The organism is Polaromonas sp. P1_F4, assembly GCF_056405675.1.
Genome location: NZ_JBFUBP010000006.1, coordinates 290,916 through 316,042 on the forward strand (window position 1 = coordinate 290,916; position 25,127 = coordinate 316,042).

At 55.0% G+C, this 25,127-nt stretch carries 20 protein-coding genes, 1 tRNA gene and 1 pseudogene; 14 read left to right on the forward strand and 8 right to left on the reverse strand.

What is annotated here, in order from left to right:
• Positions 1-14 precede the first annotated feature (14 nt).
• From mutM to mutY, 3 genes are all read left to right on the forward strand, one after another.
• Positions 15-830 carry a bifunctional DNA-formamidopyrimidine glycosylase/DNA-(apurinic or apyrimidinic site) lyase gene (gene mutM / locus AC1DYQ_RS14620; protein ID WP_477687378.1) on the forward strand — a complete coding sequence of 272 codons (816 nt, stop codon included), beginning with the start codon at positions 15-17 and terminating at the stop codon, positions 828-830.
• Positions 831-901: 71 nt separating this feature from the next.
• Positions 902-2,878: a dynamin family protein gene (locus AC1DYQ_RS14625; protein WP_477687379.1), complete on the forward strand. Its 1,977-nt coding sequence runs from the start codon at positions 902-904 to the stop codon at positions 2,876-2,878.
• 54 nt (positions 2,879-2,932) lie between these two features.
• A complete protein-coding gene (mutY, locus tag AC1DYQ_RS14630) occupies positions 2,933-4,012 on the forward strand; it encodes an A/G-specific adenine glycosylase (protein ID WP_477687380.1) in 1,080 nt (359 codons plus the stop codon).
• Positions 4,013-4,066: 54 nt separating this feature from the next.
• Here the strand turns inward: mutY and rapZ are convergent, their stop codons facing one another.
• Genes rapZ through AC1DYQ_RS14645 form a run of 3 tightly spaced genes read right to left on the reverse strand, consistent with a single transcriptional unit; the run spans position 4,067 to position 7,470 of the window.
• Positions 4,067-4,933: an RNase adapter RapZ gene (gene rapZ / locus AC1DYQ_RS14635; RefSeq protein ID WP_477687381.1), complete on the reverse strand. Its 867-nt coding sequence runs from the start codon at positions 4,931-4,933 to the stop codon at positions 4,067-4,069.
• On the reverse strand, positions 4,933-6,576 hold the full coding sequence (recN, locus tag AC1DYQ_RS14640; protein ID WP_477687382.1) for a DNA repair protein RecN: 1,644 nt from the start codon (positions 6,574-6,576) through the stop codon (positions 4,933-4,935). Before recN ends, rapZ begins: the two co-directional genes overlap by 1 nt.
• 18 nt (positions 6,577-6,594) lie before the next feature.
• The gene (locus tag AC1DYQ_RS14645) at positions 6,595-7,470 is read right to left on the reverse strand and encodes an NAD kinase (RefSeq protein ID WP_477687383.1); all 876 of its coding nucleotides are present in this window, start codon (positions 7,468-7,470) and stop codon (positions 6,595-6,597) included.
• A 49-nt stretch (positions 7,471-7,519) separates the two neighbouring features.
• On the opposite strand from AC1DYQ_RS14645, the gene hrcA reads away from it, so the two are divergent.
• From hrcA to AC1DYQ_RS14660, 3 genes are all read left to right on the forward strand, one after another.
• Positions 7,520-8,539, forward strand: a complete 1,020-nt coding sequence (gene hrcA, locus AC1DYQ_RS14650) for a heat-inducible transcriptional repressor HrcA (protein WP_477649605.1) — start codon at positions 7,520-7,522, stop codon at positions 8,537-8,539.
• A gap of 24 nt (positions 8,540-8,563) precedes the next feature.
• Positions 8,564-8,640 (forward strand) — tRNA-Ile (locus tag AC1DYQ_RS14655).
• 299 nt (positions 8,641-8,939) lie between these two features.
• Positions 8,940-10,598 (forward strand): GIY-YIG nuclease family protein, encoded by a 1,659-nt coding sequence (locus tag AC1DYQ_RS14660; RefSeq protein WP_477687384.1) that lies wholly within the window; start codon positions 8,940-8,942, stop codon positions 10,596-10,598.
• 124 nt (positions 10,599-10,722) lie between these two features.
• Here AC1DYQ_RS14660 and AC1DYQ_RS14665 read toward each other — a convergent pair whose 3' ends face one another.
• Positions 10,723-11,763: a dienelactone hydrolase family protein gene (locus AC1DYQ_RS14665; RefSeq protein ID WP_477687385.1), complete on the reverse strand. Its 1,041-nt coding sequence runs from the start codon at positions 11,761-11,763 to the stop codon at positions 10,723-10,725.
• A 126-nt stretch (positions 11,764-11,889) separates the two neighbouring features.
• Here AC1DYQ_RS14665 and AC1DYQ_RS14670 point away from each other — a divergent pair, with 126 nt between their 5' ends.
• A complete protein-coding gene (locus AC1DYQ_RS14670) occupies positions 11,890-12,219 on the forward strand; it encodes a helix-turn-helix domain-containing protein (RefSeq protein ID WP_477687386.1) in 330 nt (109 codons plus the stop codon).
• On the opposite strand, the gene AC1DYQ_RS14675 is transcribed toward AC1DYQ_RS14670, so the two are convergent.
• From AC1DYQ_RS14675 to AC1DYQ_RS14685, 3 genes are all read right to left on the reverse strand, one after another.
• The gene (locus AC1DYQ_RS14675) at positions 12,216-12,932 is read right to left on the reverse strand and encodes a hypothetical protein (protein WP_477687387.1); all 717 of its coding nucleotides are present in this window, start codon (positions 12,930-12,932) and stop codon (positions 12,216-12,218) included. The two genes, AC1DYQ_RS14670 and AC1DYQ_RS14675, sit on opposite strands and share 4 nt — an antisense overlap.
• Positions 12,933-12,977: 45 nt before the next feature.
• The gene (locus AC1DYQ_RS14680; RefSeq protein ID WP_477687388.1) at positions 12,978-13,358 is read right to left on the reverse strand and encodes a type I restriction endonuclease subunit M; all 381 of its coding nucleotides are present in this window, start codon (positions 13,356-13,358) and stop codon (positions 12,978-12,980) included.
• Positions 13,359-13,481: 123 nt separating this feature from the next.
• A complete protein-coding gene (locus AC1DYQ_RS14685) occupies positions 13,482-14,681 on the reverse strand; it encodes a hypothetical protein (protein ID WP_477687389.1) in 1,200 nt (399 codons plus the stop codon).
• A 475-nt stretch (positions 14,682-15,156) separates the two neighbouring features.
• Between AC1DYQ_RS14685 and AC1DYQ_RS14690 the strand changes: the two genes are divergently transcribed.
• The 7 genes from AC1DYQ_RS14690 to AC1DYQ_RS14720 all read left to right on the forward strand — a co-directional run bounded on the left by AC1DYQ_RS14690 (position 15,157) and on the right by AC1DYQ_RS14720 (position 24,870).
• Positions 15,157-16,752, forward strand: coding sequence for an Eco57I restriction-modification methylase domain-containing protein (locus tag AC1DYQ_RS14690; protein WP_477687390.1), 1,596 nt, complete (start codon positions 15,157-15,159; stop codon positions 16,750-16,752).
• On the forward strand, positions 16,749-17,696 hold the full coding sequence (locus AC1DYQ_RS14695) for a XamI family restriction endonuclease (protein ID WP_477687391.1): 948 nt from the start codon (positions 16,749-16,751) through the stop codon (positions 17,694-17,696). Before AC1DYQ_RS14690 ends, AC1DYQ_RS14695 begins: the two co-directional genes overlap by 4 nt.
• Positions 17,697-17,761: 65 nt before the next feature.
• On the forward strand, positions 17,762-18,622 hold the full coding sequence (locus AC1DYQ_RS14700; protein WP_477687392.1) for a competence protein CoiA family protein: 861 nt from the start codon (positions 17,762-17,764) through the stop codon (positions 18,620-18,622).
• Between the two features lie 443 nt (positions 18,623-19,065).
• The gene (locus AC1DYQ_RS14705; RefSeq protein ID WP_477687393.1) at positions 19,066-20,085 is read left to right on the forward strand and encodes a restriction endonuclease; all 1,020 of its coding nucleotides are present in this window, start codon (positions 19,066-19,068) and stop codon (positions 20,083-20,085) included.
• A 62-nt stretch (positions 20,086-20,147) separates the two neighbouring features.
• Complete coding sequence (locus tag AC1DYQ_RS14710) at positions 20,148-21,860, forward strand: SIR2 family protein (protein WP_477687394.1); 1,713 nt, start codon at positions 20,148-20,150, stop codon at positions 21,858-21,860.
• Between the two features lie 26 nt (positions 21,861-21,886).
• Positions 21,887-22,429, forward strand: a complete 543-nt coding sequence (locus tag AC1DYQ_RS14715) for a hypothetical protein (RefSeq protein ID WP_477687395.1) — start codon at positions 21,887-21,889, stop codon at positions 22,427-22,429.
• Positions 22,426-24,870, forward strand: a complete 2,445-nt coding sequence (locus tag AC1DYQ_RS14720; protein WP_477687396.1) for an AAA family ATPase — start codon at positions 22,426-22,428, stop codon at positions 24,868-24,870. The genes AC1DYQ_RS14715 and AC1DYQ_RS14720 overlap by 4 nt, the downstream gene beginning before the upstream one ends.
• 153 nt (positions 24,871-25,023) lie before the next feature.
• Here AC1DYQ_RS14720 and AC1DYQ_RS14725 read toward each other — a convergent pair.
• Positions 25,024-25,127: pseudogene (locus AC1DYQ_RS14725) on the reverse strand (ATP-binding protein); the annotation flags it as partial.

The following is a 25,127-nucleotide window of genomic DNA, read 5'->3' on the forward strand; positions in this document are numbered from 1 at the left end:
TTATTTACAAAACCATGCCTGAGCTGCCAGAAGTTGAAGTCACCCGGTTGAGCTTTGCGGACCGTATCGCCGGCGCCGTCATTGAGCGCGTCCAGATGGGCAAGCCCCTGCGCTGGCCGCTGGGCTGCGCGCCGCACAAGCTTGCCGGCCAGAAGGTGCTGGCGGTTCGCCGCCGCGGCAAATACCTTTTGGTGGACCTGAGCAACGGGCTGCTGCTGATCCACCTCGGAATGTCCGGCAGTGTGGCTTTTGGCGACGGTTTCCCCTCCTTGGGCAAGCACGACCACTTTGAAATGGCCACCAGCCAGGGCACTTTACGTTTGAACGACCCGCGCCGGTTCGGGGCTGTGGTGTATGCCAGCGATGAAGGTGCGCCTGCCGCCCAAAAGCTGCTTGGCCGGCTCGGCGTTGAGCCGCTGACTGACGCTTTTGACGCGGAAAGCTTTCACCAGGCGCTAAAACTGCGGCAAACGGCGATCAAGCAGGTATTGCTGGGCGGTGAGGCCGTGGTCGGTGTCGGCAATATTTATGCGTCGGAAGCCCTGTTCCTGGCCGGAATCCGGCCGACCACCCGGGCAAACCGGATCAGCAAGCCCCGCGCGGCCCTGCTCCATGGGGCGATCCGCCAGGTACTGGCCCAAGCTGTTACAAAGGGGGGGAGCACCCTGAGGGACTTCTCGAATGCGCAGGGTGAATCGGGCTATTTCCAGCTCGAAGCCATGGTTTATGACCGCGCTGGCTTGCCCTGCCGGGTGTGTAGCTCACCGGTGAAGACCCTCAGGCAAGGGCAAAGGTCCACTTTTTACTGTCCGAATTGCCAGAAACCTTGAGTCCGTAGACGCGCCAATGGTTCTTTCGGGTTGGCGATGCTATATTGACCGACACACTTTACGGTAGACCGATGTCTTTTAACGAACAATTTGACCAGCACGGCACGTGGCGGCGCGAATTTGCATTACGCCTGAAACTGCTTGCAGAGTGGATGAAGGACCATGACCTGCTGGATGCAGCGGTTGAGGAGCGCCTGCAGCGGCTCGAGTCACAGGTACGTTCCGACAAGGTCATGGTCGCCTTTGTGGCCGAATTCTCGCGCGGCAAGTCCGAGCTGATCAATGCAATCTTTTTTGCCGGTTATGGCCGCCGCATCATGCCGGCAAGCGCTGGCCGTACCACCATGTGCCCGACCGAGCTGGGCTACGACGCGGATGTGCCCCCCTGCCTGCGCCTGCTTCCCATCGAAACGCGCCTGCAGAAGCAAGCCCTCATGGAGTGGCGCGCGGTACCTGAAAAATGGACACGGATCGACCTCGACGTGAATGACCCGGCGCAACTGGCGCAGGCGCTCGAAAAAGTGGCCGAAGTCCGCCATGTCACCCAGGACGAAGCCCGCTCTCTTGGTTTCTGGCATGACAGCAGCCCGGAAGACAACCCGCGTGTAGGCGCTGACGGCCTGATAGAGGTGCCCAAGTGGCGCCACGCGCTGATCAATATCGCGCATCCGCTTCTCAAACAGGGCCTGGTCATCCTGGATACGCCGGGGCTTAATGCCATCGGCGCAGAACCCGAATTGACGGTGAGCCTGATCCCCCAGGCCCATGCTGTGGTGTTCATCCTGGCGGCCGATACCGGTGTCACCAAGTCCGACCTGGCCATCTGGCGCGAGCATTTGATCACCGACGGTGATGGCACCGATGCACGCCTGGTGGTGCTCAACAAGATCGACACCCTTTGGGACGCGTTAAGCACGCCCGAACAAGTACAGGCGCAGATCGACAAGCAGCGTGCAACATCTGCCGAAATCCTGGGCCTGCCTGAATCCCAGGTCATTCCCGTATCGGCCCAAAAAGGGCTGGTGGCCAAGGTCACGCGAGACAAAGCCTTGCTGGAGGCCAGCCACCTGCCTGCCCTCGAGCTGGCGCTGGGGCAGGGCGTGATGGGGCAGCGCCAAAAAATCCTGCGCACAGCGGTGTCGGGTGGTATCAGCGAACTCCGGACCGAAGCGGGGCGGGCCATGCACATCCGCCGGCGCGATCTGGCCGAACAGATGATTGAGTTGCGTGGCCTGAGAGGAAAGAACGTCTCGGTCATCAAGCACATGCGCAGCCGCATCGAGCAGGAGCAGGCTGAGTTCGACACCAGCGGCTCGAAAATTCACGCGGTACGTTCTGTCCACCTCAAATTGCTCCGTGACGTATTCAATCTGCTCAGCACTCCGACGCTCAAGGCTGAACTGGCCGAGCTGACGCATGCGCTAAAGCAGCCGGGCATCAAGCTGGGTGTCAAGAAGGCTTATGGCCAGACTTTTTCCCGCCTTCGCGAGGGACTGCAGAAGTCGCAGATCATGAGCAGTGAAATCCAGTCCATGTTGACTGCCTCCTTTCGCCAGCTCAATGCCGAGTTCAGTTTTTCGCTGCAGGCGCCAAAAGAGCCGGAGCTGATCCGCTATGAACACGACCTGGAGCAAATTGAGCGCAGCCATTTGCAATATCTTGGTGTGGGCAATGTTCTGAAACTTTCCCAGCCGGAATTTTCCGAGCGGCTGGTACGTGCCCTCGCCACGCGCCTGCGGGTGGTCTACGAATCCGCCCTTGGCGAAGTGGAGCTCTGGAACAAGTCAGCGGCATCGCAGCTTGATGCGCAGTTGCGCGAGCGGCGGCGCAATTTCGGCCGCAGGCTTGAAGCTATCGAGCGCATCCAGCAAGCGGCGTCTGGTCTGGATGAACGGATCGCTGAAATCGATATCCAGGAGCGCGTACTCGATGAGCTGGACAACAAGCTCACGGAGCTGACTTCCCATCTGATGGGCTCTTCGGCGCAGGCCAGGACGCCGGATGGTGCCGCTACTGCGGAAAATGCCGCGGTGCCCGAGGCTGCCTGAGCGTTGACGCGGTCGCGACCCACCAAGACCCCTTCGGGGCGGAAAGCGGTTGCAGTGAAGCAAACGGCCTCATGCCAGTTGCCCGGATTTTCCGGGGAAATTGTGCGCTGGCAGGCTTCGCACGGACGCAACAGCCTTCCATGGCAGAACACACGTGATCCTTACCGCGTGTGGCTGTCTGAAATCATGTTGCAGCAGACTCAGGTCGCAACGGTTCTGGATTATTACGCGCGATTCCTTTCGCGCTTCCCGACGGTGAAGGAGTTGGCTGCGGCTTCCGAAGACGATGTGCTGGGGCTATGGAGCGGGCTGGGATATTACAGCCGTGCGCGCAATCTGCACCGCTGCGCTCAGGATGTCGTGGCATTGCATGCCGGGCAATTCCCAGAGACGGCCGAGCAGCTCCAGACCCTGCCAGGCATAGGCCGTTCAACCGCCGCGGCCATCGCCTCGTTTTGTTTTGGTGAACGTGTTGCCATTCTGGATGGCAACGTCAAACGGGTGCTCACGCGGGTGCTGGGTTTTTCCGCCGATCTGGCCCAAAGTGCCAATGAGCGTGCGCTATGGGACACGGCTGCAGAGCTGCTGCCTGAGCAGGACCTGCCCGAAACCATGCCGCGCTATACGCAGGGACTGATGGATCTGGGCGCCACGATTTGCGTGGGCCGCCAGCCCCAGTGCCTGTTATGCCCGGTACAAAACCTGTGCCGCGGTTTTGCCGCCGGCGATCCCGGCAAGTATCCCGTGAAGACAAGAAAGCTCAAGCGCAGTGCGCAGGCGCTGAGTCTGTTGTGGGCGCAGAAGCCGGATGGTTCGGTCTGGCTTGAAAAGCGCCCCAGCCGGGGAATCTGGGGTGGGCTTTACTGCCTGCCGGTTTTTGAGAGTGATGAGGCATTGGCTGCGGATTTGCCGGCTTCCTTGCGGGAAAGGCTCGATCCACTGCCAGGTTTTGTCCACGTGCTGACACACAAGGACTTGCACCTGTCGCCGTGGATCGCAGGTTTTCGGGCCGGGCAAACCATGCCCAGGTCTCTGGTTTCGGATGAACGGCCCGGTGCGTGGTTCGGCCCCGCCGAATGGCCTGCACTGGGGCTGCCCGCGCCTATACGCAAACTGCTGGAACGGGACGCCTAGGCCGCTGACCGCGGTGCCCGGGGGATGAAGCCCCCGCGCCAGCTTTGTTTGGGGTCAAGTGGCATCAAGCTCGCGGTGCCGCTTCAGCGTTCGCCATTGCTGGCCGAAAGCTGCGGCCAATTCCTCGACAAGGTAGACGGATCGGTGTTGGCCCCCGGTGCAGCCGATGGCCACGGTCACATAACTTCGGTGGTCACGTACCAGCGCATGCAGCCAATGACTGAGAAATTGCTCGATATGACGGAACATGTCACCCACTTCCGTATGGGTCTTGAGATAGCTTGCCACGGCCTCATCAAGCCCGGTCAGGTGGCGCAGGCCCGACTCATAGTGAGGGTTGGGCAGCATGCGAACGTCAAACACGTAATCCGCGTCCAGCGGCACGCCGCGCTTGAAGGCAAAGGACTCGAACACCAGCGTGAGCTGGGTGCTGGGAGCGGAGATCAGCGACTTCACATAGCCTTGCAGCTGGGATGAGCGGATCATGCTGGTGTCGAGCACGTGGGCCTGCTCGCGCATCTCACCCAGCAACTCCCGCTCCAGCTCTATGGCGTCTACCAACGCCCGGTGCTGGTCGGAGGCGTCGATGCGCGACAGAGGGTGAAGCCTGCGTGTTTCGGAAAAGCGGCGCACCAGGGTCTCGGTGTTGGCATCCAGGAAGAGGGATTGCACTGCTACGCCGGAAGCGCGCAACTGCCGCAGCTGCTGGGGCACCAGGGGAAGCGAGACTGCGCTTCGCACGTCCATGGCAATGGCAACTTTTTGGGCGCCGTGCTGCTGCTCCAGTGCGACGAAGGGCGTCAGCAATTCCGGCGGAAGGTTGTCCACGCAGTAATAACCGGCGTCTTCCAGCGCATGCAGGGCAACCGATTTTCCGGAGCCCGACATACCGGTGATAAGAACCATTTCCAGTGCTGCCATCACTGCCCCAGCATTTCCTTGGCATGGGCCAACGTAGTACCGGAAAGCCGCTCGCCGCCGAGCATGCGGGCGATTTCAGCCACGCGCTGTTCCCCATTCACATGGTCTACGGTACTGAGGGTGGTGCCGTTTTCGGCTCGCTTGGCAACGACAAGGTGCTGGTCGGCACAGGCTGCTACCTGGGGCAGGTGGGTGACGGCCATAACTTGCCGGTCTTTACCCAGTTGTTTCATCAGCCGCCCGACGGTTTCGGCCACGGCTCCCCCCACGCCAGAATCAACCTCGTCAAATATGAGCGTTTGTGCCTGCCCCAACTGGCTGGTGGTGACGGCGATGGCCAGCGCGATGCGCGACAACTCGCCGCCGGAAGCGACCTTGCCCACGGGGCGGGGCGTGCTGCCGGCATGGCCCGCTACCAGGAACTCGGCTTGCTCCAGCCCGTGCTGGGCTGGTTGCTCAAGTTTGTTAAGCGCCACGTCGAATTTTCCGCCCTGCATGCCGAGGCCCTGCATGGCCTGGGTAATGGCTTTGGCGAGTTTTGGGGCAGCTTTGCCGCGCGCCTTCGACACCTGGCCGGCTTCATCCAGGTAGGCTGACCGTGCCTGGTTTTCGTTTTTTTCCAATTGAACCAGATCGGTGGCTTCGTCGAGCTTGTGCAACTCGGCCCGCCAGGAGGCCAGCAATTCAGGCAGTTCGGCTGGAGTGCGTTTGTAGCGCCGCGCCAGGCTGACCCACAGCGAAAGACGTTCGTCGAGTTCGGCCAGCCGTTGGGGTTCCAGCTCGGCATGCCGTGCATAGCCGTTGAGCGAATGCACCGCATCTTCCATTTGGGCCAGAGCGCCATTTAACACTTCGAGGATGCTCTTGAACTCGGGTTCGATGTGTTCCTGGCCTTGCAACGATGCAATGGCCCGTCCCAGGAGTGCAGTGGCGTTCTCGTCGGACTCCTGCAATACGTCGACGGCGGCCTGTACGGCATCGCGCAGAGCCTGCGCGTTGGACAACCGCCCATGCTGGGCATTCAGCTCGTCCCATTCGGCGGCCCCGGGTGCCAGCTTGTCGAGTTCGCCGATTTGCCACGCCAGCCGTTCGCGTTCGCGCTGCAGGCTGTCTTGTGCTTCGCGTGCGTCATTCAATGTTTTCTGGGCGAGCCGCCATTGTTGCCAGAGGCGTGACAACTCGCCGGTAGATACTTCCGCATAGGAGTCGAGCAAGCCGCGTACCGCGTCGGGGCGGGTCAGACTTTGCCACGCATGCTGGCCGTGGATGTCCACCAGCTGGTCGGCGATGTCCTTGAGCTGGGTGGCTGTTGCCGCGCTGCCATTGATCCAGGCGCGGCTTTTACCTTGCGCGTCTATCGTGCGCCTGAGCAGCAGGGTTTCGCTGCTGTCGAAGCCGGCTTGTTCCAGCCAGGGGGCCAGGCCGGAGGGGCTGTCAAACTCTGCGCTGATTTCGCAGCGTGCGGCGCCTTCGCGAACCACGCCGGCATCGGCTCGGGCGCCCAAAGCAAGCTGCAGTGCATCAATCAGGATCGATTTGCCCGCACCGGTTTCACCGGTGAGCACCGAGAAGCCGCCGGACAAATCCAGCTCAAGCTTGTGGACGATGACGAAGTCGCGAAGCGATATGGTTTTGAGGCTCATAACTTGAATCCTGGCCGGTCAGGCCACGCCTTCGTTCCAGTGCAGCTTTCTCCGGAGCGTGTCGAAATAGCTCCAGCCTTTGGGGTGCAGGAAACGCATTTGGTGTTCGGAGCGCCTGACGGTGATGCGGTCGCCATGCAACAGACTTGCCAGCGACTGCATGTCGAAGTTGGCGCTGGCGTCGCGGCCAGAGACGATTTCAATGGTAATTTCGCCCGAGTCCGACAGCACAATGGGCCTGTTGGACAAGGTATGCGGTGCAATCGGCGCCAACACCCAGCCGGCAATCGATGGGTGCAGCAAGGGCCCGCCCGCTGAAAGGGCATAGGCCGTGGAGCCGGTCGGCGAGGCGATGATCAGGCCATCTGCGCGCTGGTTTGCTACAAAGCGGCCATCCACCTCCACACGGAGTTCCACCATGCCGGCGGTCGCTCCGCGGTTCACCACAACGTCGTTCATGGCGGTGGCGCTGAAGACGCACCTGCCGTCACGCACGACCTCTGCCTGCATCATCCAGCGTCGATCTTCTTCATACTCGCCACCCAACATGGGGATGAGTGTGTTCTGGTAGTCCTCAAAGGCGATGTCAGTGATGAACCCCAGCCTGCCCTGGTTGATACCCACCAGGGGGATGCCGAATTGGGCCAGTAGCCGGCCTATGCCCAGCATGGTGCCGTCGCCTCCCACGACGAGGGCGAGGTCGCACTGGGCACCTATGCCAGCTGCGTCAAGGGTCGGGAACCGGGTCAGGCCGGTGTTGCTGGCGGTGTCCTGTTCGATCGCCACCTCGCAACCCTGGGTGCCCAGGAAGTGCGCGATCTCCTCCAGTGCTGACCGGGAACCCTGTGCGTGGTACTTGCCGATCAATGCGACATGGCGAAATTGCGACTTCATCGGCAAATTACATCACAACATGGCAACCGAAGCTTCGTAGAATGGCACCATGCTTGATGATCGTGCCCGATTGCTGCTGAAAGCACTGGTTGAACGCTACATTGCCGATGGACAGCCGGTGGGTTCGCGTACGCTCTCAAAAGCTTCCGGCCTTGAACTGTCTCCGGCCACCATACGCAATGTGATGAGCGACCTGGAGGAGCTTGGCCTGATTGTCAGCCCGCACACCTCGGCAGGGCGCATTCCCACAGCGCGGGGTTACCGGCTCTTTGTCGACACGATGTTGACCACCCAGCGCGACTCCTTGTCGTCGTCGGGCCATATCGGTGCGCCGCGGCTGGCACCTGATCAGCCTCAAAAAGTGCTCAGCAATGCGGCACACATGCTGTCGAGCCTGTCGCAATTCGTGGGCGTCGTCATGGCGCCACGCCGGACGTCGGTATTTCGCCATATTGAGTTTCTGCGCCTGTCCGAAAAACGTTTTCTGGTGATCATCGTCTCGCCCGACGGCGATGTGCAAAACCGGGTCATCTTCACCGAAGCGGACTACACGCAGTCCCAACTGGTCGAGGCGGCCAATTTCCTCAATTCGCATTACGCTGGCATGGCGATCGAAGAGGTACGAGAGCGCCTGAAGAACGAGGTGGAAGCCCTTCGCGGTGAAATCGCCACGTTGATGCAGGCGGCGGTCAAGGTCAGCTCGGAGGCCATCGAGTCGCGCGACGAGGTGGTTATTTCCGGCGAACGCAATCTGCTGGCCGTCAGCGACTTTTCCGGTGACATGGGTAACCTGCGCAAGCTCTTTGATCTCTTCGAGCAAAAGGCGCAACTTATGCGGCTCCTCGATGTTTCGAGCCGCGCCGAGGGAGTCCGGATTTACATCGGCGGCGAAAGTCAGGTGATTCCGTATCAGGAACTGTCTGTGGTGACGGCCCCTTATGAAGTCGACGGACAGGTCGTGGGAACCCTGGGCGTGATAGGGCCCATGCGTATGCCCTACGAAAAAATGATCCAGATTGTCGACATCACCTCCAAGCTGGTGAGCACCGCGCTGAGCCACAGCAAGTAGGCCCTTACAATCGATCTCTTGAGTGGGGCGTTAGCTCAGTTGGTTAGAGCAGAGGACTCATAATCCTTTGGTCGAGTGTTCAAGTCACTCACGCCCTACCATTTTATTGGCTCCGGAGATGAGTTTATTGCTATTAAATAAGTAGCAAGTATTTTCAAATCTTTTCTGTTGCCAGTTTATTGCCAGAATTCGAGTCGATGCCGTTGCATGTATTTGCACCATGATGGACTACAAGCATCGCTCAAAACCGTCTTGACTTCAATTCCAGGTCTCAAAAAAGGTAGGACATCGCCTTTCTAGATGACGAAGTTCCATTTATGGTGGCACGGGGTAGCTTGTTCTGTTGTCGATATCCGATGCCCTTATGTGCTAGGTTTTTTCTACCGTACACAACTCGTCCATGACCTCAGACCCTCACGCGGATAGATTTGCCGAAATCGGTTTTTGGACTGTCCCAATGAAAGGGACAGCCGCTCGAAAGAAGCTGGAGGCATGGGCGGCGACTCACCAAAATAATCCAAAATTTCACAAAGCAATTGATGAAACTTGGAAGGTTGCTACGGCCTTGGTTCAAGTGCAAAGTGTGAATGGTGCCGGCCTGCGCGCGGACTCACAGTTGAGAGAATTCAACTTGGAGTACAACGGTCGTGTTTTTAAAGGTTCCTTAAGGGATATGCCCTCCTCATTCAATGTGGTGGAGGCATTTAATAAATTTCTTCCTCGCACCGCAACTTTTGAAATCAGGGATGAGAAGGACCATCTATTTTCATTTCAGCACTTCATTGACTGGGTGACCTGCGGCGAGACAGAAGGCGTCGAATTAAAACTCGCCGAGCACCTAGTCGAAGGCCAAATCTATTCCTACACATCCTTTGATCGAGTGTCGGAATTATGCTTTTCAGCAGAGGACTCAACAGAGTTCGGCATCGGATCGGTTTCGATGGTCCGATTCGGTCACGAAGTAAGTTTGCTGATTCTGGCCGGGAAAAAAGCGAATTTAACTCTTGAAACAGAGAAGGCAAAGGAGGCGTGGCTTGGTGCCCGTGTCGCACCACATCGCTCCCACATAAAGGTAGCGGAATCCAGGGAAATTCGAGCCGAACCACTGTCAGATGCTGATGACTTATGGAAGACCGTTGTGTTGATGCGGTTGGACGGAAATCAACGAACAGTTGACGTCCGTTATGTCATGGCTGACATGGGAGCATCCTATAGTATTCATACAGATGATGTGTCAACTTACTTCGAGGAGAACGGCGACGAGTTTATGAAGGGCGCCAAGGAAGCATATGTCAAATCACGCGCTGCCTTGGAGAAGTACCAGACGCTTTTCGAACTTGGAAAAACGTTTCTTAGTCTTCCCCTTTTTTTTAGCGCTCATGAGGATGACATAACAATTCAAAGGCACCCGACCGAATTCAAAGAATTTCGATCAAAACTTGCCAACAAAAAAGTGGTCGACAGAGTTCACCCAAAACATTGGCTGCAATTTCGGAACGTGTACACCCTTAAGAGGCCAACAGCTAGGTCACCGGATAGAACATCCTTCACGGCACCCGACTTTAAAGTTGAAACTCGAGGCTACTGGAAGAAACTGCCAATTGATACTCAAGGATTAGATAAGTACGGCCAATCAATCTACGGTAGAACATGGGTTACGCAGACACTCTCGTGGGTCGAAGAACGACCGGCCAGTCCAACAACGGTTGAGAGCGCTTCGGCTCACGACTTCGATGGACTCCGAGCTGGGTACATCTATGTGATGAGATCTGCCGCCCACGAGAAAGACATATTCAAGATTGGTTTGACCACAAGAACAACCGATATCCGCAGCAAAGAGTTGTCGCGAAGCACTAGTTCACCAGATCACTTTTTAACCGTGCAGGAATGGGCCACCCCCGATTGCATGCTTGCCGAAAAGCTCATCCATGAGCGCTTGGCCCCGCACAGGATTAATCCAAGTCGCGAGTTCTTTAAGGCTGACTACAAGGATATCGCTGTTGTGATTCAAGACGTTATCGCCAGTGTCGAAGAAATGGCCGCGAATGAGGCTCCTTGACCACGTTTAAGTGCAGACGCTAAGTGTTCGTACTTCCACATCTTGCTGGAAGAATTTCAGCGATTAATTGATGATGGGGCTTTGATAGTCGATCTGACTCTATGGCGTCGATTTAAAATTGCATTCATTTAGAGGATGTCGTTTTGTCTGATTGTTCTTCAGATGCTTTCACAAAGGCGATGACTTCTTTGATGGCGTCAGTTCGCGCTGCCGTGTTGCCCTCTACGGCATAGCCACGGCTGTTGCATTCTCTTTGTTGTTTCGACCATTCGGCAAACCCGTTGATCGGTTCGCCAGTTTTGTAGTTCCGTGCTTCGCCCAGACCGGCGCCTTGGCGATTAATCATGTGCACTTCAATCGTGCAGTTGTTGGCATGGACGCCTTGAGGCAACCATTCGTAGCGGCCGGTACCGTCAAAACCGTGATGAGCCCCAGGATAGACTTTCCACCGGATGTTCGTTCCGCCGGCCTTCAGCTCGGTGTAATAGTCCACGCATGCGGATGCAATGGTTCCGTTGTCGGCACCGCCCAGAAGAGCCAAGATCGGTGCTTTGTTCGTGTCGCCCCGGTCATAGCGGAACCGCGTGCTGCAGTTGCCCTGGTAAAGCGGTATGTTGCCGGCAAACTTTAAGTCCGTATCGATCACGGCCTTGCGCACCATATCCCAGTGTGTTTCAAACGCCACCGAGCCACCACGTGAACCGCCCATGCTGAAGATGCGCTGTGCATCGATCTGTGGGTGTGTAGCCAGTAATTTCAGCGCGTTCAGAGCATCGGCGACATTTGCCGACACATCGAGAAGACCTTGATTGTTCGTGGTACCTGCTATCTCACGTGGTTTGAATGAGTCCACGATGAAGACAGCTATGCCGGCATCATTCAGCGACTTGCCCCAGACGTCGTAGAGTTTGGCCGAGACGCCGCCGCTGCCTGGACTGATGATGACGGCGGGGACTTTGCCATTCACCTGGCTCGGCATGATCAGGTCACCGTAGACGACGACGGGCTTTGTGTTTGTCATGTTCTTGCGCACGAATTGCCAGCGGTCGGGTGGAGTGATCGAGTTGAATTCGATACGCCCTGTCTGGCCGGCGCTGAGCGTGTCGAGTGGTGCAGCGCTTGCCGCCGCTGAAAAAAGTGCGAAAACGATTAGCAGGCGCTTCATGATGTCTCCTCGGTTGTTACTGGCTGGATGACGGCGGGAAGGTGTCTCCATCAGAAAAAGCTACGTAATTCGTAGTATCTGAATCATACAAAAGTTACGAAGCTCGTAGTTTTCAAAGAACTACGGATGTCTGACGCGGATAAGCAATGGGGCGCTCGGCTCAAACAAGCTCGACTGGCGGCTAAGCTGTCTCAAAAACAGCTCGGAATTGAAGCCGGTATTGATGAGTTCGTCGCCAGCACGCGGATTAACCGCTACGAGTTGGGCGTGCACAAGCCGGACTACTTGACGGCGCAGAACCTGGCCAAAGTGCTCCGCGTATCGGCGGCGTTCTTTTATGCGCCGGAAGATGAGGTCGCAACAGTGCTATTTCAGTACTACCGCGCCAATAAACTGGAACGAGCGGCCGTGCGTAAGGCGCTTGAGCGTCTACCAGGCCCACCAACAATTTCTTAACGTCTGCTTGTCAGCCGGAACCGCACCGCTGCCAACAAACGTACCGGCTCGGCAGTCCACGCCGGCGAGTCATACAGCCATTGAACCGGCTTGCCGGCGACTGCGGACCGTCTCAGCGGATTGACCGTCCTTCCCCGGCTTCTATGGCCGGCCAGTGGAAGCCTCAATCGCGCATTGAATGTCGAAAAGACCGGGCCCGGGGCGGATGGGTCCAGAAGCAGAAGGGTGTCCGGCGCAGTTTCATTGCCAGCAACGCGGCCTTCCATGCCGATGGCCAGTGCCCAATGCTTGGTGTGCTGGTTCTTGGTGCTGGAAAACGCAAGCGCTGTCAGTTCGCCGCGCATCAAGCACTCCACCGCAAACCGGTCTATGTTGCCGGTGTCACCACATTGCAGCGCCACGGTCAACGGCAAGCCTAGCGAACGAATGATCTGAACATACTCATCGTGATACACGCCGGTGAAAAACGTGTGCTGGAATGAAGCCCATACTTCGGCCGGAACGCCATACTTTCGTCGGGGCATCTCTTCTAAAGCAGACGCTTTGGCCAATCCGAAGATGGCGAGCACCATAGCAAATACATAAAGTCCGCACGCGCCGTCAATGTCGCCTTGCTGAAAGAACACCGGCACAGGATCCTCACGCTTGAGCTGTACCGTCACGTTATGGCCGCTTTGAAGCGCCGCATACGTTCGTTGAAATCGGTAATCCATGACTGTTATTCCAGGTCGTTAGTTGGATCGGTCGGACCGACGGCGTTAGTAGTCTTGGGGTCGCAGGATGACTGTGCTCAATCTGTCGGCGGAGCTGATGATCCAAATCGTGGGTAGATCGATACGCTTGAGTCGTGGCGTGGCCGCGAGCTTGGCGTCGTCCACCAGTCGATAGACACTGATCAGCTGTCGCTGGCGGGCCACCGCAAGTTCGTTTTCGGCGGCGTCTTTTGGACCGCAATCGCCCCAATCCCCATGAACATGGAGGTTCAGAAGTGCGGCGGCGCTGAAGCCGGTCTGCTGTAGAAGGTCCAGCGCGCCGGGTGTGGCAAGGACTTTGCCGAGCTGAAACCGTGCCGCGTTCGTGAAAATAATGACTGCTGTTGGTGGTCGAGTTGCTTCCGGCGGTTTGTTTTCGTCGTTCATGGTGAGACCTTTTGGTAAAAGTGGATGGACGTGCGCCGGCCTCCGTCATAAGGTCTCGGATACCGCACAGTCATTTGTTGTGGGGATAGCTGCAGCGAGTCGCTGCGGGGATGTAGCTCTTCGCTACTCGGCTACCGCATAAACCGCCTGCAGAATGGCAAGCGGTGTCACCGGCAGCTTGTTCCGGCTGTTCTTAATGAAGCAGCGGCGAACCGCAAGCTGAACCGAAAAGTAGTCCAGAAACCCTTCGAGCGGGGTACAGCTCTCTTCCGTGATCCGATACTGGCTAAACCAGCTAATCAGCGCCGCAATGTGCGCGGCTTTGAGCGGCTGCTTGGCCATGGCCGTTTCATAGGCCAGCGCGACCGGTTCGGGGAACATCGCATGAGCGATGTCTGGTGGCATCTCGCTCTCGGGATCAAACAGCAAGCTGGCTTCCGGTTCCAAGCAGCGGCTGAGCAAACCATCGATAGAACGATGCGGAATCTCTAGCGCATCCTTCAAAGTCGGTGTTGGCGTCAGGTAGCGGTTGAGAGAGAACACATTGCCCCGATGCGACAAGTCAACTAGACCCATCCCGTGCAAGCGACAGGGTTCGGCTAAGGTCTGTGCGACGGCATCCGCCGGCTCATTGAAGAACAGCCCGAGCGCATGCCATACCTGCTGCGCGTCGCAACAGGGGATTTTGTTGAGAATCCCCGGCAAGACAGATGGAGTGCTGCGATGACCGCAGTATGACCAGAGCAAGATTTTCTTCTCGATGCTGGACAGATGCAGCGCCAGGCATAGCCAGTCCAGATTCCGTGCTACGGCGCACGGAACGTTGGGGGAGGGCAAGTTCAGCATCACCAGCCGCACAGTGAACTGCTCCGGTGTCACGTCCGGCGTCTCGTGGTGGTGGTGCGGCTGCATTGAAGGCAGCTCACTCGAGCCGAAATGGTCCGCAAAAAATTGCCGAATTTCAAGGGCAATCGACTGAAACTCTTTGCCGCTGGCAACCTGGCTCAGACTCACACCTAAGGCTTTGATTAAGGTCGAGGTCATCGCTTTGCAGAACGCCAAGTTGCATGGATGTGGCGCCATATCAAATGGCAATACGCGTTTTGGGTGGAGCAGGGCTGCGCCCCCACTTTGGTAGTTGGTCATGAGTCGATTAAGGGGGATTGGACTAATCGCTGGAAGTCGAGGTGCGATCGGTTTCAAGCGCTCGCCGGCCGCTTGCAGTCCGTTGGAGACAAATGGCAGATTTAAATGATAATATAGCACAAAAGTACTATAAAAACAGAAAATCCAGCTGTTTTTATCATTTTTGGCGATTTTCAACAAAGAAGCTGTATTTACATACAGTATAATTCTCTGAGATGATCGCATGCGAAAGCCAACGCATTTAACGTTAAGTGTTGTCCGGAAAACGATAATTGACTATGATTTTGGCCAAGCTCACTTTCTGGATTCAACTAATGACCTCGGGGACGATCAAGGAAAACACTCTGCGCGAGCTTGCAGCTAGCGATTCCATCGCTTCGACTGCGGCAATAGGACGAGTTGGGGGATTCACTGTTGCAGTTCGCTGCGGGAACGCTGATCGAACTCTCGGGAACGCCCGAGGCGGTGTTCGCTTGTTCTCTAACCTCACAAATTTGGCCACTTTCTTGCGCAGTGTAGGAATCACCAATTTCGCGGTCGAGTCTGATGACTACGAACCTGGACGCATTAGGTCTGCCAGGCCGGACAGGGCGGCAGCTCTAAAACTCACGCGCACAAAGCCCCGTCAATCTACTATCCCCATGAGTCCACTATGACCTATCAATTGCTTTCCGAAGCCTCGCTGGTTTCCGCTGCAATCGCACTGGGCGCGGAGGAGGTGGCCGGTATTTCACCTGCCGAAATTAAGCTCATTGGAAAAACCACTCCTCTTGACCGGAAGATGGCTCTAGTCTTGCGTTCAGAGATTCGCGACGGTGCAGATCCTTTGGGCTCGGCTTTTTCTACGTTACGCAGCGCTGAGGTAAGACGTGAATGCGGTGCGACTTACACCCCAGAAGGCATAGTGAATGCCATGATGGCTTGGGCCAAAGAACAGAGTGTGCCCGATCGAGTGGTCGATCCAGGGGTAGGCTCAGCCAGGTTTTTATGTGCGGCGGGGCGTAACTTTAAAAAAGCACACTTGCTTGGTTTGGAAGTAGACCCTCTTGCTGCACTTATGGCGCGAGCTAACTTAGCGGCTAGCGGTTTTGCTTCTCGCTCCCGAATCGAGCTATTGGACTATCGCGCGCCTAGCGAGCAGTTCAACGGTCGCACACTTTTTATCGGCAATCCGCCTTATGTTCGCCACCATCTAATTGACGTGGAGTGGAAGCAATGGCTTGTAGAAAACGCTGCCAAATACAAGCTTAAGGCCAGCCAGCTAGCTGGACTGCATTTGTACTTCTTTCTTGCCACCGTGTTGCGTGCTACGCCTGGGGATAGTGGTGCATTCATCACAGCCGCAGAATGGCTAGACGTTAACTACGGACAACTTCTACGAGATTTGTTTCTGGGGCCGTTGGGAGGAAAGGGCATCGTGATCGTCGAGCCAACTGCATCTCCATTTCCAGATGCGGCGACCACTGCGGCAATCACAACATTCCAAATTGGAGCCAAGCCCACCTCAGTGCGTCTGCGGCGGGTTAAGCGAATGAAGGATTTGGTTGACCTGAGCGGCGGCAAACCCGTGCGCCGAGAGCGCCTTGAACTGGAATCCCGCTGGTCCCGTTTGACTCATGCGGACCGCGGTTGCCCCGAGGGTTTCGTTGAGCTTGGCGAGTTGTGCCGGGTTCACCGCGGGACTGTTACTGGGGCGAACGGTGTCTTTATTGCGAACTCGGATGCAAGCGGCGTGCCTGATCGCTATAAGCTTCGCAGTATCACGAAAGCCCGCGAACTTATCGCGGCAGGACGCGTGCTGGCAGATGCATCAACTTTGCGATCAGTGGTAGCTCTGCCCGACGATCTTAGTGAGCTCAATCCGGACGAATTGGATGGCGTCAATCGATTTCTGACTGCCGCTCGTCTGCGCGGAGCGCATGAGGGCTATGTAGCGAGAAATCGCCGTGCCTGGTGGTCAGTGGGCATGCGTGCACCAGCACCGATCCTGGCCACCTATATGGCCCGTAGCGCACCGACATTTGTGCGGAATGTTGCGCAAGCGAGGCACATCAACATCGCTCATGGCCTGTACCCTCGCGACGCTTTGTCCGAAAACCAGATGCGAGGACTGGTGGATTTTCTTTGCACAGGCATTAGCGTTTTGGATGGCCGAACCTATGCAGGCGGCCTGACGAAGTTTGAGCCCGGAGAGATGGAGCGACTTTTTGTGCCGGCTCCCAACTTACTGGCAGAATTGGGCGGATGAGCCAGCCTCCCATATGGACCCAAGAACAACTTGAAGAGAAACGGCTTCAGGCAATTGAGATATTCCGTCGCCGGCGAATGGAGGAACCGCTTGAGCAATACCTCGCTCATTTTGATGAATATCAGGGAGTTTTCGAGGAGCTTCTAGAGTCCACGGTAGACCTAACAAACTTAGGAGATACGCTACTAGGCGTACTAACCACACCCAAGTTGTGTGAAGCATTTAGATATCTGGCCGGCCCGCCTATTTCTGACGATGACCTGCGCGTTGTTGCTGAAGCGGTACTTACTAAGCAGCGCTTAGAGCGGGAGCCAGAAATGGTGAGCCGAATTCGGCAAGTCGTGCTAAGCGGGCTAGACCGGCGTCGGTTTCCCTGGGTGGTGGAGGGACGTGAACCGACAGAAGCCGAAAGACTGGCTGCAGTGATCGGCTCCGCATCGCTGATCGCGGCACGACGACTTGAAACAAATCGCCGGAGCGAAGGCAAACGGGAGCAGGAAAAAGCCGTACATGCTGCGCTACTGGACTTAGGCTTCAAACAAGTTGGAAGCCGAAAGGTTTTTGTACTTAGTGACGCTCCGGCGCCTGGAGAGTTCTGTGCTGAAAGCGAACTTGGGAAGCGTAAGGCTGATGTTTTAGTCGGGCTTTGGGATCGGCGGGTGATGGCCATCGAATGCAAAGTCTCCAACTCATCAACCAATTCAGTTAAGAGGTTAAACAATGATGCCGCTATCAAAGCTGAAGTATGGCGTTCAGACTTTGGGAAGCTCCAAGTGGTTCCGGCCGCTGTTCTCGGCGGCGTTTACAAACTTCACAACTTGACAGACGCGCAGACTCGAGGCTTGGCTATATTCTGGGGTCATGACCTGGCGATGCTGACTGACTGGATTGGTGCAACCAAAGCGAATGCATTAAAGACAAACTCCACGCCAAAACTTTTGTGATCTGTCTTGTCTAGAGTCGCTCTCATCTCAGCGAAGAAATTTCTTCACCATGTGAGTTAAATAGCATGTCCCGGCTGACCATCGCCCTTAGTGCAAACGATACGATTCAGTTCGTCGATGAGGTACCTGGTGGTATCAATTGCGGCTGTTTCTGTCCCTCGTGCCGTAGCCCTCTGGTTGCCAAAAAGGGCCAGGTCAACGAGTGGCATTTTGCGCATGAATCTGACCAGGAACGTCCTGAATGCCTTGTTGGTGCACTCAATCTTTTCTCCCGATTGTTGTTGGAGCATCTGCTTGCCGACGGTGTGGGCATCCCAGTGCAAGGCCTGAAGGGGGTAACCCTGCGCGCGATAAGGCCGCTCGATGAGGTTGCGAGTGGCGGGCTAGCTGAACTCTCTGATGGTCGTCAATTTCCCGTTCAAGCACGCGTACAAGAGCATCGGCGCTCCTCGGGTTTAGCGGACGGCACCGAGCATCTGCTCTATTCCTGCCAGGCACCCACGCCGGAACTCCTGAAGGATCGCCAGTCCGCGAATTCATTCATTACGCGGTACGCCAGTCTCGATTGGCGTGGTAACCAGCCTCGAACTTCCCAAAGGGAATGGAGCGTTCTAGTAGACAAAAAATTGAATCTACAACCAGGCGTTGGCTCGCCGGTAATGGTCTATCCACTAAAGAATGGCTCGGATTGGATCATGTACAGAAACTGTGATGGAATATTTGTACTGCGACAGTGGCCTGAGCCAAGCGATGGTTGGGAGAATAGATTCTCCCCACGCGTCGGAAGCGCCAATCTTGAAGCTGGCGCTTATGAGGTTAAAGATTTCCTCTCTGCATCAGCCTCACTGCGACCCCTTGTTCGAAAGAGCGGCCTGCAATGTCATACGCTGGACTCGGTGCAGCGCGTGCTCAATAGCATCGACTAATCTGGCCGTACGCGGGCCGGTCCACCATAGCTGTGGTCAACGACTGGGTGGTTCAAGGCAAGTAACCTACTAATGACAAAGCGCCTCCTCAACAGTCTCCCGTGGGCCGCGCAGCGAAAGCAGCAGAGCGGCTGTTCAGTCTTCAGCGACGTCGACAAATAAGCTACAGTTTGCGAATCAATGGCGCACGCTCCTAGGATAGGATGTCAATGAGAACTCGACTCCAAACAAGAGTATTCCCGTACAGGCTTGTGAATATTGACATGTAATTGCTCTGAATATATGTGATAACCAAGTTGAGTCAAGACCAGATCCTGAGTTATGGAATTTGGAAACATCATCTAGGTAGCTTTGGGCGTTGGCGTTGGGTCCCAGGGCTGACGCAGATTCGTACATAACAAAATTGCTGCCGGCTTGAAGGCAGAATTATGGAGGGGGCTGACATGAGCATCGATAAAATTCTATGGGGGGTGCGCGCTGGGAAAACTGGAGATGCGGAGTCGCTTTTTTTTGAACAGAATGTCATCGCCTTAGGCTGGCATGAGTTAGGCGATCTCAGCAAACTCGACGCAAATCGAGAGGCTTTTAAACTTCACTACGCTGCGATGCGTCCTCTCGCGAAAGCTGGGTCAATTCCTGGTTCAGCGGGCCAGCTGTATCGGTTCGTTCATGAAATGCAGGAGGGCGATTTCGTCCTGTTTCCTTCAAAAAGAACCAGAACGGTGCATATAGGGCGCATAACAGGCGACTACAAATTTTCGCCGAGGAAAGCTAAGCACTACCCAAATCAACGCTCGGTGACTTGGATCAAGGAAATTCCACGAGCGCATTTCTCTCAAGGTGCTCTTTATGAAATCGGATCAGCTCTCACGCTTTTCACGGTGAAAACGTATGCTGAAGAATTCTTCAATGCGCTCTCTGATAAGAACTCTTCTTTGCCTATGCCCGCTGTGCATGACGAGACTGTTGTTGAAGTAACTAACAACGTCACGGAAAGCACGAGTGATTACGTATTGAAGGTACTTGCGCAGGAAACTAAAGGGCATCCCTTTGCCGATTTTGTCGGTCACCTCCTCGAAAAAATGGGCTACCGTACCCGCATTTCCCCACCCGGAGTTGACGGTGGGGTTGATATCGTGGCACACAAAGACGAGCTTGGATTTGAACCGCCGATTATTAAAGTTCAAGTCAAGAGTTCGGTTGGATCAGTTGGTGACCCCATAATCTCGCAGCTGTATGGAAAGGTTGGTCCGACTGAATTCGGGCTTTTCGTAACGCTGGGGACGTTTACTACTCAAGCTATTCAGTTCGGTAAGAGCAAGACAAATTTGCGACTAATCGATGGTCAAGCTTTGGTGGAACTTATTCTCGAACATTATGAAGAGCTCGATTCCAAGTACAAAGGGCTTTTGCCGCTGAAGCGCGTGTATGTTCCACAGCTCTCTGCTCTGGAAACTGATTGAGTCTATTTTTTCAATAACAGACTAAGCACTAACTTATAGAGGTAAAAGCGTTGGCAACTGCAATGGATATCACCATTCGAGAGGCACTCGCTTTACTTGATGGGCCACTCTCGGCGCTAGCTCGAGGCGTTGCCGAACGTCGGTACGCTTTTTGGGTGGGAGCCGGCATCTCGCGGAATAGGGTGGAGGACGTTGGAAAAGTTGTCGGCCGTGTACTTTCGCACCTGCAAGCTCATATTCTGGACATCGCAAATCCTAATGATCCGTATAAAAAAGCAATAAGCGAAGCTTTAGATTTTGCCGCTCTTTCACCTGCCGACCTAGCGTCTATTGACTTAGCTCAGCCAATCGCGAGCTGGCCCCCGATCAATACCGTAATCCGCAACCTAAGCGGGGCCTATTCAAAGTTGCTGGATATTCGAGTCGATGGAAAACCCGCAGACTACTTACTTTGGGAAGTAGTGGATGTACCTAATACTTTCGCGCCAGGTGTTGCGGAGCCGGATTGTGAGCATTTATGTTTGGCCATGCTTGTCCGAGAAGGTGTTTTGCCCGAAATTGTAAGTGCGAACTGGGACGGGTTGATTGAGGCGGCTCTTGGGGAGATTGCGCAGGTGCCTGACAGCTTGATGCAGGTGTGCGTACATGCGGACGATCTGCAGAAGGCACATCTCTTGACGCGCTTGCTGAAATTTCACGGTTGCGCCGTCAGTGCCGGAAAAGATGAGGTCAGGTACCGTGGGCTGCTTATCGGTAGTCTGTCGAGGATTACGAATTGGCATAACAGTGCTGACCACAAACTGATGCGGCATGAGCTGGTCTCTTTGGCTGCCACTAAGCGAACGCTCATGCTTGGGATGTCCGCTCAAGACGGAAACATTCAACAGATATTCGCAGATGGAGATAATCTTCGAAACTGGGGCTGGCCATGTGATCCCCCCGCCCACGTGTTTGCGGAGGACGTGTTGGGGGCAAGTCAACGCAATATTTTGCGCGTTGTCTACTCGGCTGAATATGAGGCAAATCGGTTAGACATCGAAGCTGGTGCACTATTTCGAGCCTTCGCTAAGCCTGCTTTGACGGCTCTTGTTCTTCACGTAATCTGCGCGAAGCTTTGTGAATATTCTCGTCTGGTTCTATCTGCTGGCACAACAGATGCCGACAGAAATCAGCTAAAAAATGGGTTGCTATTCTTAAGAAATCAACTTGCAGATGCTGACGATGGTGATCGTTTCGCCTTTGTTCAAATATTGTTGCAAGCTAACGGTCACTGTGCTTCGTTGTTTCAGACTGGGTCGAGAGCGGCTGGAGGGGCGACCGATTCCTATCGTCCCATTTCGATCCAATCGATCGAGCAAATCGTTAACGATCCAAATCTGAACATTATTGGCATGCGAGAGATGGCCTCCGCACTTGGCTTACTGGGACTCGGCGCCTCCGATGGCCGCTGGTCAATTCACGCTGCTGACATCGCTAATCCGAAAGGCGGCGTGCTGAGTGTTGAAACGGCGGCTGGTGAAATGCGGGTGTTCTTTTCCGCGACTAGGGAAGCAAGCGTGCAACTCGAAATTAATGGAATTGTGAATTCCTCAGATGCTGATGCGATCGTTCTACATAGCCAAAAATCCGTCAAGCCAATGACACGCAGTCCTCGTGCCGCTCCCGGCCGTACTGGAAGAGTCGGGCTTAGACACGTAGAGATTTCGGAGATATTCTTCGAATCACCTGACTTCGCGACAGTGCAAACACGTTTCCGTGAGGAATGCTTTATATGATCTCAGAGGGCCCAGTTCAAAAAGTTGTGAACGTCCTTACCGCGTGCGGTTATAAGGAGAAGCCATCCCCGATTTTGGTCTCCTCTGTCCCTTTTGAGTTCGCGGCTACTCTTTTAGGGTCAGACCGCTCAAATGATCTGATTGTGGTCGTCGATACTTTGATGGAAAAGAGCCCTCGTATTCGTCAGAAAATTGAAGGGCTTGCGCGTGCTCTAGATTTGGCATCCTCTAGGAGACCTCTCACAGTTGTGTTGGTGGGCCCTTCGCTACTTCCTGGAACGGCGGACGCCCTTTCCAGAGTGAGTCGCGTGCTGGCTGTGGGAACTCCTATTGGAGAGCCGGGATTGACTGAGATACATGATGCTTTAGCAGTGTTAATGCCCTTAATAATTCCCAATACTTCAGAAATTGCCGCTGACCCCTTAGAGGAAGTTCGAAGAAAATTTGGAGCTGTAACGCCTGATGTCAGTGCATGGATTGATGCATCGCGCGGCGGGGTCGAAGCAGTACGCGACGCTCTACGCGCATCGGTTGTATCTGCAATCAAGGTCTCTGAGGAGAAAGAATGAGCGCCTACCTCGAGAGCATTACCGCTACAAATTTTAGGAGTTTGCGAGGAACAATCACGGTGCCGTTGGATGCGCCTGTGATTCTGTTGCATGGTGCAAATGGGGCAGGGAAAACCAGTTTGCTTTCCGCCATTGAGATGGCTTTAACGGGTGAGATTGCAGCGTCACGCAGAGCTGATCCCTCGTATAAGTCTCACCTGGTTCATAGAGGACTCGATGCGGCGGGTCTCAAGCTTGCTATTTCGGGATTGGGTAACGCCAATCATTCGACCTCTGAAATAACAATTCGTGATGGAGTTCTGTCTGGTAACCCCGTGCTTGATTCCGAGTTGGCGCGTTTCTACGGGGAACGCTGCTATCTTGCGCAGTCGACACTTGGACGCCTGCTTGAAATCTATCAAAGCGCGAAGCCTAGCGGAGATTCTCCTTTAACAAGATTTGTTAAGGACTTGCTTGGCCTCGATTATCTCGATGTACTCGTTGAAGGCCTGCACTCTGCAAACGATGTCAGGAATTTCAGAAAAGTGATCCCAGAGTACTCGGAGGTGGAGCTTAGCAAAGAGACTGCCGAGCGTGATGTCAGGACGGCTAAGGTTGAATTGAAAGAACTAGAAGTTGAATTTGGCATAAGAAAAATAGAATTGGTTCGTACGCTTAGTGATCTTTTCGGAGAACCAGATATACCGATAGATGACTTTCTTTCGGGGAGCAGAAACCGGCTGTCGGACGCAGATATCGAAAATCGCTTGATCGCAGTGGCCGGGCTAAGGCACGTTGTGCTGAGTCTGAAAAGTAGATTGGCTCAGGCCGCAACCGGTGGCGCCGCCGACGAGAATCAAAAATTGCTCGAAGAAGAAAACCAACGCTCAGCAATCGGAGCGTTGGACAAGTGGTGGAACGAGCAGGGTAAGGATTTAGATTCGCTGCTGCAGCTGCTCCAGGCTGACTTTCCTGAATTGCCTTCGGCGGCTTCATCTGATCCGATGCAGGCATATGAGGCTGGTGTTGAACGTTTGCGCAGGGAAATTGAGCGCTCTAGTACTCAGCTTTCAGAAAATCAGTCGCTGCAGTTGGAGCTTGAAGCCTATGCCGTTGCTATCGAACAAAATCAAGCGCGTATAGCGATCGCAGATGAACAGATCGCCTCAGTCGCGATTGATGCCCAGGCACTCAGCAGGGCGCTAGCAGAAATAATTCCTCACTTGCACGATGAAAACTGCCCCGTATGCGGCCGGGATTTTTCTGAAGTATCCACAGTTTCGCTGGCAACACATGTTTCATCCAGCGTAGGGATGTTGGCTGAACAAGCCGGACGATTGCATGAGCTAACAAAGGCTCGACTGTCTGCCGTTACTGCGTTAAGTAACGACGAGCGCGCGCGCGATGCTGCGCTGGCCAAACAGTTGCCGGCGGAGTCGAAGTCGCTCTTGGAGATCAGGCTGAACCGCTATCAAGAGCATCGGCGGCGACTTGAAGATATGAAGCTGCACGCCATTGAGGGTGTCCAGCTAATGCGGAACGCGACAGAGGCTAGGACTCGCCTATCTGAGCGGCGATCTCAAGATCAGTATGCCTCGGATGCACGAGAAGAAGTTAGTCGAATTTGCGCGGAAATTGGACTGCCAATTCCGAAAGAATCTGAAAACGTTCGTGAGCTTGTGGAGACCTTGGATGAAAAGCTGAAGAGTGATCTTGAAGAACTGACAAACAAAAAGACAAACCTAGCACTAGCTGTTGAGGGTTTTATTCGGATCGAAAAACATAGAGCAACACTCGAGGAATTGAAGAAATCAATTAGTGTGAGTGAAGACGCGATGCTATCTGCGACTGCATCCTTGCAGAGAGGAGATGAACTCAGGCAAGTTGCTAGAACTCTGTCGAAGGCCGCAGCTGAAACGAGGATGACCACTGTCGGTAGCGTTTTCAACAGCGCACTGAACAAAATATGGCGTGACCTCTTTGTTCGTCTCGCACCGACAGAGCCTTTTGTTCCCGCTTTTTGCCTGCCAAAAAATGTGGGGGATTTTATTTCTGCCCAACTGGAGACCGTGCACCGCGACGGCGGCGCCGCGGGCGCTCCAGGCGCAATGTTGAGCGCTGGAAACCTAAATACCGCCGCGCTCACATTGTTCCTGGCCTTACATCTGTCAGTCAAACCTCAACTTCCGTGGCTGATTCTTGATGATCCAGTTCAATCAATGGATGAAGTCCACATATCGCAGTTCGCGGCGTTGCTTCGAACCCTTTCAAAAGACCTCGGTCGTCAGGTAATTATTGCGGTACATGATCGACCACTCTTTGAATACTTGTCGTTAGAGCTTAGCCCGGCATTTTCTGGTGACAAACTAATCACTGTTGAACTCAGTCGGTCTCAAGACGGGGTCAGCTTGGCCGATCCGACTTTTACCCATTGGACGCAAGACCTAGCAATTGCCGCATAGGAGCTACGCAACGGTACGATGGGATCGTTAGTGATTAGCGTTGTAATGATTGACCGGCTAGCATCGCTGAAGGTGAGTGTGTTGAATTGCACTGAAGTCTGACCCGAGTTTTCCATCGAATCTTGACCCACACTCTTTGTGAGCAGAAGGTGCTCACGATGTGGATAAGTTCTTGATCTTCTCCTTTTTGGGCTGAGTCTTTGCAGAGCTGTTTTTGAACCGATAGCTGTCGTTTCCAGTCTCAAGGATATGACATC

Excerpts from the sequence above, each read along its gene's own strand:
- mutM (WP_477687378.1), top strand. The coding sequence starts at position 15 with ATGCCTGAGCTGCCAGAAGTTGAAGTCACCCGGTTGAGCTTTGCGGAC.
- AC1DYQ_RS14625 (WP_477687379.1), top strand. The coding sequence starts at position 902 with ATGTCTTTTAACGAACAATTTGACCAGCACGGCACGTGGCGGCGCGAA.
- rapZ (WP_477687381.1), bottom strand. The coding sequence starts at position 4,933 with ATGGCAGCACTGGAAATGGTTCTTATCACCGGTATGTCGGGCTCCGGA.
- recN (WP_477687382.1), bottom strand. The coding sequence starts at position 6,576 with ATGAGCCTCAAAACCATATCGCTTCGCGACTTCGTCATCGTCCACAAG.
- AC1DYQ_RS14645 (WP_477687383.1), bottom strand. The coding sequence starts at position 7,470 with ATGAAGTCGCAATTTCGCCATGTCGCATTGATCGGCAAGTACCACGCA.
- hrcA (WP_477649605.1), top strand. The coding sequence starts at position 7,520 with ATGCTTGATGATCGTGCCCGATTGCTGCTGAAAGCACTGGTTGAACGC.
- AC1DYQ_RS14660 (WP_477687384.1), top strand. The coding sequence starts at position 8,940 with ATGACCTCAGACCCTCACGCGGATAGATTTGCCGAAATCGGTTTTTGG.
- AC1DYQ_RS14665 (WP_477687385.1), bottom strand. The coding sequence starts at position 11,763 with ATGAAGCGCCTGCTAATCGTTTTCGCACTTTTTTCAGCGGCGGCAAGC.
- AC1DYQ_RS14670 (WP_477687386.1), top strand. The coding sequence starts at position 11,890 with ATGTCTGACGCGGATAAGCAATGGGGCGCTCGGCTCAAACAAGCTCGA.
- AC1DYQ_RS14675 (WP_477687387.1), bottom strand. The coding sequence starts at position 12,932 with ATGGATTACCGATTTCAACGAACGTATGCGGCGCTTCAAAGCGGCCAT.
- AC1DYQ_RS14680 (WP_477687388.1), bottom strand. The coding sequence starts at position 13,358 with ATGAACGACGAAAACAAACCGCCGGAAGCAACTCGACCACCAACAGCA.
- AC1DYQ_RS14690 (WP_477687390.1), top strand. The coding sequence starts at position 15,157 with ATGACCTATCAATTGCTTTCCGAAGCCTCGCTGGTTTCCGCTGCAATC.
- AC1DYQ_RS14695 (WP_477687391.1), top strand. The coding sequence starts at position 16,749 with ATGAGCCAGCCTCCCATATGGACCCAAGAACAACTTGAAGAGAAACGG.
- AC1DYQ_RS14700 (WP_477687392.1), top strand. The coding sequence starts at position 17,762 with ATGTCCCGGCTGACCATCGCCCTTAGTGCAAACGATACGATTCAGTTC.
- AC1DYQ_RS14705 (WP_477687393.1), top strand. The coding sequence starts at position 19,066 with ATGAGCATCGATAAAATTCTATGGGGGGTGCGCGCTGGGAAAACTGGA.
- AC1DYQ_RS14710 (WP_477687394.1), top strand. The coding sequence starts at position 20,148 with ATGGATATCACCATTCGAGAGGCACTCGCTTTACTTGATGGGCCACTC.
- AC1DYQ_RS14720 (WP_477687396.1), top strand. The coding sequence starts at position 22,426 with ATGAGCGCCTACCTCGAGAGCATTACCGCTACAAATTTTAGGAGTTTG.